This window comes from Nonomuraea maheshkhaliensis (genome assembly GCF_039529435.1).
GTDB classification, from domain to species: Bacteria; Actinomycetota; Actinomycetes; order Streptosporangiales; family Streptosporangiaceae; genus Nonomuraea; species Nonomuraea maheshkhaliensis.
The window spans coordinates 25633-36592 of sequence record NZ_BAAAMU010000100.1; the positions used below are offsets into that span (position 1 = coordinate 25633).

Consider the following 10960-nt stretch of genomic DNA (forward strand, 5'->3'; position numbering starts at 1 on the left):
TCGGATGACAGCCCTCGACATCCATTTCCAGGCACTCGAAGACTGCGCGAAGGTCGCGCGTGAGGTGGCGGGCCAGCTCCAGTACACGACGACCAAGGTCGAGACGGCCGGTCTGTCGGGGATGCTGGCCGGCGCGGGCATGTTCGGCAAGCTCGCCGGGTCCGCCGGGCTGGTGTCCGCGGTCAACGAGGTCGAGACGATGGTGGGCGACGAGTTCGAATCCGCCCGCGACAAGATCGGTGCCGTCGCCAAGGCCCTGGGCGCGGTCGAACGGAACGTCCGCGCGGCCAACAAGGCCAACGGGGCGGCGGCGTAGTGGGCGGCAGCCTGGCCGAGAAGGTCGCCGCCTTACCGATGAGCTGGCAGCTCGTCCCGATCGTGCAGAACATCGAGGGCACCAGCCCCGCGGACATCCGCGACATCGCCAAGCGCTGGCGCAAGGCCGCGGGCAAGGCGAGCGACCAGTCCGGCCGGCTGAACCGGGCGGTCGGCGACGTCGACAACGCCTGGAAGGGCCAGTCCGCCGACGCGTTCGTCGGATACATGGGCAAGTACCGCAAGGCGGGCATGGCGCTGCACGACGCGGTGGACAGCGCCGCCGGCTCCCTCGACCGGGCGGCCCAGGCCCTGGAGACGGCCAAGACCAAGGTGACCACACTCTGCAACGAGCTGCTCACGTTCAAGGCGGGGCAGAAAGACCCCGACAGCGACGCCGCGAAACAGGCCCTCGTGAACAAGGTCCTGGAGGCGGTGCCCAAGGCCACGGAGCTCGAAAGCACGGCGAGCAAGGCCCTGTCCACCGCCATGACGGAGATCAACAAGCAGCTGAAGGAACGCACGCCGACGTTCCGCTCCATCGACAGCCCGAGTGACGAGCCGTGGCGGCCGTCGAGCGGCAACACCATCGACTGGAAGCCGGTCCCCAGGACGACGCCGACGTCCTTCCAGGGCGGCAACGGCGGCAACGGCGTCACCCCGGCCGCGTACACCCCCGGCGGCACCCCCGGCGGCGGATCCGGCCCCATCGGCGCGGGCGGCGGACCAGGCGGCGGTGGCGTGCCGCAGCCCCTGACGTTCGCGCCGGGCACCGGGACGGGAGCGCGCATCGTCGAGGCCGCGCGGCAGCACATCGGCAGGCCGTACGTGTGGGGCGCCAACGGCCCGAACGCCTTCGACTGCAGCGGGCTCGTCTACTACGTGCTCAACCAGGCCGGCATCAAGATCGGCGACACCACGGCCGCCGGGTACCAGGCGAGCGGCAAGCCGGTGTCGTCGCCGCAGCCTGGCGACATCGTCTTCTTCGGCCATCCCGCCAGCCACGTGGGCATCTACGTCGGCGACGGCAAGATGATCCACGCGCCGAAGCCGGGGTCCGACGTCACGCTGGCTCCCGTGGCGGCCAACGGCCGCTCCATCAGCTACCGCCGCTTCACCTGACCGCTCCTCAGAACGCGCGGACTCCGCCTTGGAAGCGGGCGCCGCAGGTGGTCTCCGACCGCTCACAAAGCGGAGGCCCCGGACCGTGATCACGGTCCGGGGCCTCTCGGCGTCCGTCGGGGTGCGGCCCCGCGGTGTCGTCCGGGTTACCAGTCGCCGCCGCCGAAGTCGCCACCGCCGAAGTCGCCGCCGCCACCGCCGAAGTCGCCCCAGCCGCCGCTGTCGCCGCCACCGAAGTCACCGCCGCCGCCGTCGGCGTAACCCTCGGCGTAGCCGGCGCCGTAGCCGCCGAAGCCGCCGCCGAGCATGCTGCCCATCATGGTGCCGATGAACATGCCGGTCATGATGTCGCCGAAGCCGCCGTAGTAGCCGTAGGCGTACGGCTGGTAGGCGGGGCCCGCGTCGTAGTAGGGCCGGCGCTGGCCGTCGACCATGACCTCGCGCATCTGCGGGTCGAAGCCGCGCTCCACGGCCTCGGCGTCCATCTTGCAGGCGGGCACGTCGCGCACGGCGCCGCCGGGCGGGGCCCAGCGGATGTCGCGGACGGACGGGCCGTGCTGCGGGTTGAAGAAGCAGGGGGCGCGACGCTCGGGCACCGGCTCCTTGTTGACCTTGGCCTTCACCACGGCGAGCGCGTAACGGCCGTCCTCAAGGGTCTGCGTGACCTCGCGGACCTGGTCGGCCCGCTCCACGGTGGCCAGTTGCGTCTTGGCCTTCTCGTAGGAGTCGAGCGCCGTCTGCCACTCGTCGATGTGGCCGCCGCCCTGACCGGCGAGCGTCACGTCGGTGTCGAGAGCGGTGATCTCCTCGCCGAGCTTGGTGACGTCCTCTTCCACGGTCTGCTTGACCGCGGCGAGGTCCTTGGCGTCCTGGATGGCCTTTTTCTTCTTCTTGTTGCTGGAGTAGAGGAAGTAACCGCCACCGCCGACCACGATCAGCCCGCCGAGGACGGCGAGCGCGGCGGTGCCTCCGGCGCCGGGGTTGGCCTGGCTGCCGGGGTCGAGGGCGGAGCGGTCGCCCTTGACGGCCATGTCCACGCGGTTGGCGAAGTCCTTCATGCCGGCGGCCAGGTCACCCGAGTTGGCGGTGGTGGACAGCCGGGCCAGCTGGCCCGCGACACCCTGCCCGCGGATGGAGCTGGACGCGGCGTAGAGCGTCGTGCCGTCGAGGACCGCGTAGGTCGCGGACGGCGCGCTCGCCGCCTTCATGGCGGAGTTGAGGCCGGTCATGAAACCGGCGATGCTGGAGTCGTCGACGGTGCCGTCGGGCAGCGCCACAGCGTAGATCTTGCTGCTCGCCCCCTCAAGCGCGTCACGGATCTCACTCTGCTGGTCGGACGTCAGTGACGAGCCGGACTCCACGTAGAGCGGGTCCTTCTTCCAGTTGGAGACCACCGTTCCAGGGTCCGGCGGCGCCGCCGCGTTGGCGGCAGGGGACAGCGCAAGAACGACGATCAGTCCGGCGATCAGAGCCGCGATCGCGGCCCCTGCACGGCGCAGCGAATGGGTCATTGGCAGCAAGCCTCCTTCGCCCTTGAGGACGAACGGGCGGTCGGCAAAGTTCCTCAATGCGCACGCTACCTGTCCGGAGACTCGCAGGTGCGCATCGTGACCGAAGCGCAGTCACCGGTTCGGCTGCGTTCCGGTCGGGCGCGGGTCAAGGAGGCTTCGCGAGCCCGGCTCACGTGTCCTTGATCTCGCAGATGGTGGCGCCGGCGGTGACCGTCTGGCCCACCGCCGCCGTCAGCCCCGTGATCGTGCCCGACTTGTGCGCCGTCAGCGGCTGCTCCATCTTCATCGCCTCAAGGACGACGACCGTGTCTCCCTCGCTCACCGCGTCGCCGTCGGAGGCGACGACCTTGACGATGGTGCCCTGCATGGGGCTGACGAGCGTGTCGCCGCCGGCGGCGGCGGCCTTCTTCGCCTTGCCGCCGCCGCGCCTGGGCGCCTTGTTCGCGGCGGGCGCGGGGGCGGCGCCGCCCAGGCCCGCGGGCAGGACGACCTCCAGCCGCTTGCCGCCGACCTCGACCGTCACCGTCTCGCGGGCGGGGGTCTCGGCCGAGGCCACCTCGCCTTCGTACGGCGCGATCCGGTTGTCCCATTCCGTCTCGATCCACCGCGTGTGCACCGAGAACGGCGCCGACGTGAACGCGGGGTCGGACACGACGGCCCGGTGGAACGGCAGCACGGTGGGCATCCCGGAGATCTCGAACTCCGCGAGCGCCCGCCGCGAGCGCTCCAGCGCCTCCTGCCGGGTGCGTCCGGTCACGATGAGCTTGGCCACCAGCGAGTCGAACGTCCCCGGCACCGTCATCCCGGCCTCGTAGCCGGAGTCGAGCCGGACGCCGGGCCCCGACGGCGGGCGCAGGGTCGTCAGCGTGCCGGGGGCGGGCAGGAAGTTCCTTCCGGCGTCCTCGGCGTTGATCCGGAACTCGATCGAGTGCCCGCGCACCGCCGGGTCGTCGTAGCCGAGCGGCTCGCCGCCCGCGATCCTGAACATCTCGCGTACGAGGTCGATGCCCGCGACCTCTTCGGTCACCGGGTGCTCGACCTGCAGCCTGGTGTTGACCTCAAGGAACGAGATCGTCCCGTCCTGCCCGACGAGGAACTCGCACGTGCCGGCCCCGACGTAGGCGGCCTCCTTGAGAATGGCCTTGGAGCTGGACCGCAGGATCTCGACCTGCTCGTCACTGAGGAACGGCGCCGGGGCCTCCTCCACCAGCTTCTGGTGGCGGCGCTGGAGCGAGCAGTCGCGGGTGCTGACCACGACCACGTGGCCGTCGCGGTCGGCCAGGCACTGGGTCTCGACGTGGCGGGGCCGGTCGAGGTAGCGCTCGACGAAGCACTCGCCGCGCCCGAACGCGGCGACCGCCTCGCGCACGGCCGACTCGTACAGCTCGGCGACCTCCTCCAGCCGGCGCGCCACCTTGATGCCGCGCCCGCCGCCGCCGTACGCCGCCTTGATCGCGATCGGCAGCCCGTGCTCCTCCGCGAACGCCACCACCTCGGCCACGTCCGCCACCGGGTCCTTGGTGCCCGCGACCAGCGGCGCGCCGACCTTCTGCGCGATGTGCCTGGCCCGCACCTTGTCGCCGAGCGCGGCGATGGCGGCGGGCGGGGGGCCGATCCAGATCAGGCCCGCGTCGATGACGGCCTGCGCGAACGAGGCGTTCTCGGCCAGGAAGCCGTAGCCCGGGTGCACGGCGTCCGCGCCAGAGCGGCGGGCGACGTCGAGCAGCTTGCCGATGTCGAGGTAGGTCTCAGCGGGCGACTGGCCGCCCAGCGCGTACGCCTCGTCGGCGATCTTGGCGTGCAGGGCGTCGAGGTCCTGGTCGGCGTAGACCGCCACGCTGCCGATCCCGGCGTCCTTGCACGCACGGGCCACCCGCACCGCGATCTCGCCGCGGTTGGCGATCAGAACCTTCCGCACCGGCCTTCCTTCCTGTCATGGGCCTGCTCTTGGGTTCAGCGGCCCAGATACGCGCCGCCGTTGACGTGCAACACCTGCCCGGTGACGTGCCCGGCTCCCGCGGAGGCCAGGAACAGAACGGTATCGGCCACGTCAGCGGGAGTTCCAGGGCGGCCGTTACGCGTGTTGTCGACCCTGGCCCTGATGCCTTCCTCGGTGAGGCGGCCGCGGAAGAACTCGGTGTCGAGGACGAGCCCGGGGGAGACGACGTTGGCCGTGATGCCCCTCGGGCCGAGCTCGGCGGCCAGGTCGGCGGTCCACGACTCCAGGGCGGCCTTGGCGGCGCCGTACGAGCCGGAGCCCGTGCCCCTGGCGGCGATCGAGCCGAGCGAGACGATCCGGGCGCCGTCGTTCAGCCGCGGTGTCAGAGCGGTCGTCACGAGCACGGCGGAGATGAGGTTGGCGTTGAGGTTGGCCCACCAGCTCTCGGCCACCTCGATCAGCTCTTCCGGCTGCCTGCGGCCCAGGTTGGTGTTGCCGCCGGCGTTGTTGACCAGCACGTCCACCCGCTCGGGCAGGTGGGGCAGCGCCTCGCGCACCTCGGCGGCGCTGGAGGCGTCGAACGCGACGTACTCGGCCCTCAGCTTGCGTGCGGCCTCGGCCAGCACGTCCTCGCGGCGGCCCGTGATCGTGACGCGGTCGCCGAGCGCGGCGAACGCCTCGGCCATCGCGTATCCGATGCCCGTTCCGCCGCCGGTCACCACAACCTCGCGCATGAAACCGACAGCTCCCGAATGCGATCCGAACATTCCTCGGGTAGACCATAGCCGCTCGGCATATCTCCGGCGACGGCCGGTGCCCCTTCCTTAGGGTGAGTGCGCTTTCACAGGTTCCCAGGAGGTATGCATGAGCCAGAGCATGCTCGGCGGCGACCCCGCGGAAATGCAGCAGATGTCGACCCAGTTCACGCAGCAGTCGGAGGCGGTCCGCACCACGATGACCGCGCTCGACCGCGAGGCCGCCAAGGTGGGCACGGCGTGGACGGGGCCGGGAGCGCAGCGCTTCCAGCAGGCGTGGCAGAACTACCGGACGGCATTCCAGCGGATGACCGAGGAGCTGCAGGAGGCTTCGCGGGTCATCGGGACCTACCGGCAGAACATCGAGTCCGCCACGAAATGATCACCGAGAGGGGCCCTGGCGAGGGAGCTGGGGCTTCTTTCCGTTGTGCCTGGGCTCTGCGGGGTGAGCGCGGCCTTCCCCGCTTCCTACGAGCATCGGCCCGTTCCGGCCGATGACAGCCTGAGGGGTGCATTGACGGTGAACTGTCAGAGAGGCGAACCGAAACCTCTGATGCGTATGTGACGTATTTGGTTAAATGTCTCTGTTCATGACGCCCATCCGGAGAGGACTGTCATGGCGGAGAAGGACTCCTCCACGCCTGAGCGCATAGGAGGCCGCACGATCATCGGCCGCCTGGGCGAGGGGCCGCGAGGCCCGGTCCATCTGGCCCGTGAGTCCGAGGGCGCGTCCCAGGTCGTGATCAAGACGCTGGCCGCCGATCCCGGTTTCGCCGACCGGCTCAGGGCCGTCGCCCGGGTGTCCGGCCCGCAGCTCGCCCGCATGCTGGACGCCGGTGTCGAAGGCGGCGTCGCGTACGTGGTCAGGGAGCACGTCGAAGGGCGTTCGCTCACCGAGACCGTCGTGGCCGAGGGCCCGCTGACCGGCGAGGCGCTGGAGCGGGTGGCCGTTGGCACGCTGACCGCGCTGGCCGCCGTGCACGCGGCCGGGTTCGCGCACCGGGCGCTCACCCCGTCGAACGTGATCCTCACCGGCGACGGGCTCCGCGTCACCGACCCCGAACTCGGCGATCCGGCCGGCGAACTCGGTTATCGGGCGCCTGAGCAGTTCGGCGGGCAGCAGTACGGGCCGTACGCCGACGTCTTCGCCTGGGCCGCGACCGTGGTCTTCGCCGCCACGGGCTCCGCGCCGTTCCGCCCCGACGCGGCTGCCGTGCTGAACGAGGAGCCGCAGGTCGGCTCGCTGCCGGAGCCGCTGCGTCAGGTGGTGCTGGCCGCCCTCGCCAAGGAGGCGGCGGCTCGGCCGACGGTGTACGCGGCGCTGGAGTTCCGCCACACCGCCGCCACCGCCCCCGCCCCGACCGAGCCCCCCGCCCCGGCCGCGGTGGTGCCGACCATCCTGCCGATCCAGCTGAACATCGAGGGCCTTCAGGCGCCCACGATGCCCCCTCCCCAGGCCGCCCAGGCGGGGCCGCCACTTCAGGCGGGGCCGCCACCCCAAGCCGGACCCACGCCACCCCGGGCCGGGCCGCCGCCCCAGCCCGTCCCGATGCCGCCTCCGCCCCCGCAGCCCGGCCCGATGAGCCCGCCTCAGATGGGCCCGCCTCAGATGGGGCCGGGGCCGATGGGGCCGGGGCCGATGGGGCCGGGTCCCATGGGCCCCGGGCCGATGGTTCCGGGTGCGATCGATTCGGGCCCGATGGGTCCGGGTCCGGTCGATTCGGGCCCGATGGGTCCGGGCCCGGTCGGGCAGGGGCCGGTCGGGCAGGGTCCGGTCGGTTCCGGGCCGGTTGGCGGGCCTGGGCCGATGGGCGGTGGGGCCGGGGAGCAGGTGCCCGGGATGGTGTACCAGACCTGGGGGCCTCCGCCCGGTCCCGGGCGGCCGGAGCCGGCCCATGGGTGGACGCCTCCGAGCGGGCCCAGGCAGGACGACGGCCGGCAGCAGAAGCCGTTCCCCGTCGGGCTGGTGGCGGGTGTGACCGCCGTCGTGCTGATGGCGGGCCTCGGGTTGTGGGGCGCGAGCCAGTACACCGGCAAGGTGACGTTCACCCCGATCGCCGCCACCGGCGGCGGGACGGCCGCGGCCGAGCCGTCGGCCGGATCGGTCCCGAACGCCGTGACGAACCCGCCGACGCGGCCGCAGGACGAGGTGACCGCCCCCTGGGCGACCACGCCCGGCCGGCAGGACGACGACGAGGTCGGCCCGATGGTGCTGCCGACCGAGAACCCCACGGGCACGGCGAGCGTCCCGGTGCTCACGACGGTGCCGACCCCGGCGCCGCTCCCGACCAGTTCGGTGGCGATCCCCACGGCCAGGCCCACGGTGACGAAGACGGCCAAGCCGCGGGCGACGCCCACCAGGAGGCCGGTCAAGAAGACGCCCACCAGGCAGGCCAGGCCCACGGCGACGGTGACGAAGACGGCGCGCCCGTCGGCCAGGCCGACGCAGACCCCCGCGCCGACCAGGGCCACCCAGGCGCCCAAGCCGACCCCGACGAAGACCACCAAGCCGCCGGAGCCGAAGCCGACCCCGACCAAGACGACCGCGGCTCCGGTGAAGAACCCCTACACCGCGACCCAGGTCTGCGGCGGCGGCTTCGTGGTCCAGCGGTCGAGCTCGTTCTCCGGAGGCACGACGTACCAGCTGTGGAACAACAGCACGTCCCAGAACTGCGTGGTCACCCTCAAGTCGGGTGCGAACGTCGGCAAGGAGACGCCGGTCAGCGCGACGCTGGAGGTGCAGGGCGGCGGCAGCAAGACCGACTCCGGGTCCTTCAAGTGGTACGCGGGCCCGGTGAAGCTGTCGGCGGCCGGGAAGTGCGTGCGGTATTCGGGCAGCGCGGGTTCCGGCAGCACGAGCGCGGGATGGGCTAATTGCGGGTGATTCCTGGGGCTCGGGCGGGGCGCGTGATCGTGCGTGCCCTGCTGGCGAGCGTGCTCGCCCTGCACGCCCTCGCGGCCCCGGCCGCCGCGGCGGCGCCGGAGGAGTGCAACCCCAAGAAGGGCACGCTGAAGCTGCCGGCCAGTGAGCCGTGGGCGCAGAAGCGGCTCGACATCAAGAACGCCTGGCGCCTGACCAGGGGCGCGGGTGTGCGGATCGCGGTCGTCGACAGCGGCGCCGACTACCGCCACCCGCAGCTGTCGATCGCCAAGATCATCGATGAGACGCACACCGGGCACACCGACTGCGTGGGCCACGGCACGGCCGTCTCGGGCATCATCGGCGCCCGCTACGTCGCCGGCGTCCCGTTCCACGGGGTCGCTCCGGAAGCCTCGGTCGTGGTGGTCAAGCAGAGCAACAAGAGCGAAGGTGACATCAACAAGCTCATCGACGCCATCAACGACGCGGTCTCGGCCAAGCCCAAGGTGATCAACATCTCGGTGAAGGCCGCCGACCATCCCAACCTCAAGGCCGCCATCCAGCGCGCTCTGGCGCAGGACGTCGTCGTGGTCGCCGCCGCGGGCAACGTGGACGGCCCCGAGGACGAGGACGTGCCCGCCTATCCGGCGGCGTACGAGGGCGTGCTGGCCGTGGGCGCGGCCACCCCGGACGGCCGCAGGGCCGACTCCTCCAACGCCGCGACTCCGGTCGGCGTGCTCGGCCCCGGCACCGACATCACCGCGCCCTGGCCGGGCGGGGCCTACATGCGCGGCCTGGAGGGCACGAGCTTCGCGGCGCCGTACGTGGCCGGCACCGCCGCCCTGGTGCGGGCCCGCTTCCCCCAGCTCGACCAGGAGCAGGTACGCCGGCGCATCATCGCCACCGCCGACGGCGCGGCCGGGGCGGGCACCGGGGCCGGCATGGTCAACCCGCTGCTCGCGCTGACCGCCGTGCTGCCGTACGAGCGGGGCGGCATGCCCGTGGTGGCCGAGCCGCCCGCCAGCGCGCTGCCCGCCGACGCCGTGGCCAAGGTTCCCCCACGGGACGAGCACGCCGTCGGCATCGCCATGGCGGTGGGCACCGGCGTGATGCTGGCGATCATGCTCACCGCCGCGTTCGCGTTGCTCATTCCGCAGGCGCGCCGCAGAAGGTGGCGTCCGGGGCGCATGGCTTAAAGGTTGCAATTGGGTGAAATGTCGATCTGCACGGCAAATCCCCTGATGCAGAAGTGACTGATGCGATTGAATGTCGCGATGAAGATCGTGGATTGACTGGAGGGACGGAAATGCACCCCTTGCGGCCGGGCGATCCCGAGAAGCTGGGCGCGTACGAGCTCTTAGGACGACTGGCCGACGGCCCGCGTGGCGTGGCCTTCCTCGGCAAGGAGTCCGACGCCAAGGACAACGACGACGCGCCGCTCCGGGTGATCAAACTGCTCCCGCCCGCCCCGAGCCTCGGCGGCGGCGACGACATCGCCCGGCTCTCCGGAACGCAACGCGTGTCGAGCTCGTACGTCGCCAGAGTCCTGGACGCGGGCCGGCACGGCGACCAGTTCTACGTGGTACGCGAGCACATCCAGGGCCACAGCCTGGCCGACGTCGTGACTCACGACGGCCCGCTCGACACCGACACCCTCGAACGCGTGTCCGTGGGCGTGCTGACCGCTCTGACCGCGGTGCACCTGGCCGGCATCACGCATCGCGGGCTGACCCCGCACAACGTCATCATGGGCCCCGACGGGCCCCGTGTGACCGACATCGACCTCGGCGAGCCGATCGGCGAGGTGAGCTACCGCGCTCCCGAGCAGATCAAGGGCCTGGGCTACGGCCCGTACGCCGACGTCTTCTCCTGGGCCGCCATCATGGTGTTCGCCGCGACGGGGAAGCCCCCGTTCGGCCCCGACGAGGAGTCGGTGCTGACCGGCGAGCCCGAGGTGGGCGAGGTCGGCGTGCTGGCCGAGCCGCTGCGCCAGGTGGCGCTGTCGGCCCTGGCCAAGGACGTGGGCTCGCGCCCCACCACGTACGTGGCGCTCCTGCGCGTGCTCGGCGACAAGCGGGGCGTCACCGGCGGCCCGAAGGCCCCGCCGCTGCAGCCCGGCATCGCCGCCGCTCCCGGAACCCCGGCCGTCGCTCCCGACGCTCAGGGGATCGCGGGCGCTCCCGGGCCGCAGGGCCCCTTCGGCGCCCCCGGCCCTTTCGGCGCTCCTGGCATGCCGGCGCCCGGTGCCTTCAACCCGGCCGGCGGTCCTCCTCCCGGCGCGTTCCACCAGCCCGGAGCTCCCGGCGCCGCTGACGCGCCGATCGAGGGCGTCCCGGTGCCGAGCCTGCCTCCCATGACCGGGCAGCCCATGCCGGGCCAGCCCCCGATGGGCGGGCCGCAGGGGCCGCCGCCGCAGCAGCCGTGGGGGCCGCCGGTCGTGCCGCAGGGCCAGCTGGAG

The 10960-nt window shown here is 72.2% G+C and carries 9 protein-coding genes; 6 read left to right on the forward strand and 3 right to left on the reverse strand.

Annotated features, from left to right (window positions below; all coding sequences use genetic code 11):
* The first annotated feature begins 4 nt into the window (after positions 1 to 4).
* Positions 5 to 316 carry a hypothetical protein gene (locus ABFX54_RS42235; RefSeq protein WP_346112534.1) on the forward strand — a complete coding sequence of 104 codons (312 nt, stop codon included), beginning with the start codon at positions 5 to 7 and terminating at the stop codon, positions 314 to 316.
* On the forward strand, positions 316 to 1437 hold the full coding sequence (locus ABFX54_RS42240; RefSeq protein ID WP_346112536.1) for a bifunctional WXG100 family type VII secretion target/C40 family peptidase: 1122 nt from the start codon (positions 316 to 318) through the stop codon (positions 1435 to 1437). The genes ABFX54_RS42235 and ABFX54_RS42240 overlap by 1 nt, the downstream gene beginning before the upstream one ends.
* Before the next feature lie 146 nt (positions 1438 to 1583).
* Here ABFX54_RS42240 and ABFX54_RS42245 read toward each other — a convergent pair whose 3' ends face one another.
* The 3 genes from ABFX54_RS42245 to ABFX54_RS42255 form a co-directional block, all read right to left on the reverse strand.
* Complete coding sequence (locus ABFX54_RS42245) at positions 1584 to 2948, reverse strand: hypothetical protein (RefSeq protein ID WP_346112538.1); 1365 nt, start codon at positions 2946 to 2948, stop codon at positions 1584 to 1586.
* 169 nt (positions 2949 to 3117) lie between these two features.
* A complete protein-coding gene (locus tag ABFX54_RS42250) occupies positions 3118 to 4866 on the reverse strand; it encodes an acetyl/propionyl/methylcrotonyl-CoA carboxylase subunit alpha (protein WP_346112539.1) in 1749 nt (582 codons plus the stop codon).
* 35 nt (positions 4867 to 4901) lie between these two features.
* Positions 4902 to 5621, reverse strand: coding sequence for an SDR family NAD(P)-dependent oxidoreductase (locus ABFX54_RS42255; protein ID WP_346112540.1), 720 nt, complete (start codon positions 5619 to 5621; stop codon positions 4902 to 4904).
* 130 nt (positions 5622 to 5751) lie between these two features.
* On the opposite strand from ABFX54_RS42255, the gene ABFX54_RS42260 reads away from it, so the two are divergent.
* The 4 genes from ABFX54_RS42260 to ABFX54_RS42275 all read left to right on the forward strand — a co-directional run.
* Positions 5752 to 6024: a WXG100 family type VII secretion target gene (locus ABFX54_RS42260; RefSeq protein ID WP_165960088.1), complete on the forward strand. Its 273-nt coding sequence runs from the start codon at positions 5752 to 5754 to the stop codon at positions 6022 to 6024.
* Between the two features lie 234 nt (positions 6025 to 6258).
* Positions 6259 to 8526, forward strand: a complete 2268-nt coding sequence (locus tag ABFX54_RS42265; RefSeq protein ID WP_346112541.1) for a serine/threonine protein kinase — start codon at positions 6259 to 6261, stop codon at positions 8524 to 8526.
* A 23-nt stretch (positions 8527 to 8549) separates the two neighbouring features.
* The gene (locus ABFX54_RS42270) at positions 8550 to 9698 is read left to right on the forward strand and encodes a S8 family serine peptidase (RefSeq protein ID WP_346112542.1); all 1149 of its coding nucleotides are present in this window, start codon (positions 8550 to 8552) and stop codon (positions 9696 to 9698) included.
* Between the two features lie 110 nt (positions 9699 to 9808).
* A partial coding sequence (locus tag ABFX54_RS42275; protein WP_428834627.1) for a serine/threonine protein kinase occupies positions 9809 to 10960 on the forward strand: 1152 nt, incomplete at its 3' end.

Coding starts and splice junctions, on each gene's coding strand:
- ABFX54_RS42245 (WP_346112538.1), bottom strand. CDS start 2,948: ATGACCCATTCGCTGCGCCGTGCAGGGGCCGCGATCGCGGCTCTGATC.
- ABFX54_RS42235 (WP_346112534.1), top strand. CDS start 5: ATGACAGCCCTCGACATCCATTTCCAGGCACTCGAAGACTGCGCGAAG.
- ABFX54_RS42255 (WP_346112540.1), bottom strand. CDS start 5,621: ATGCGCGAGGTTGTGGTGACCGGCGGCGGAACGGGCATCGGATACGCG.
- ABFX54_RS42265 (WP_346112541.1), top strand. CDS start 6,259: ATGGCGGAGAAGGACTCCTCCACGCCTGAGCGCATAGGAGGCCGCACG.
- ABFX54_RS42260 (WP_165960088.1), top strand. CDS start 5,752: ATGAGCCAGAGCATGCTCGGCGGCGACCCCGCGGAAATGCAGCAGATG.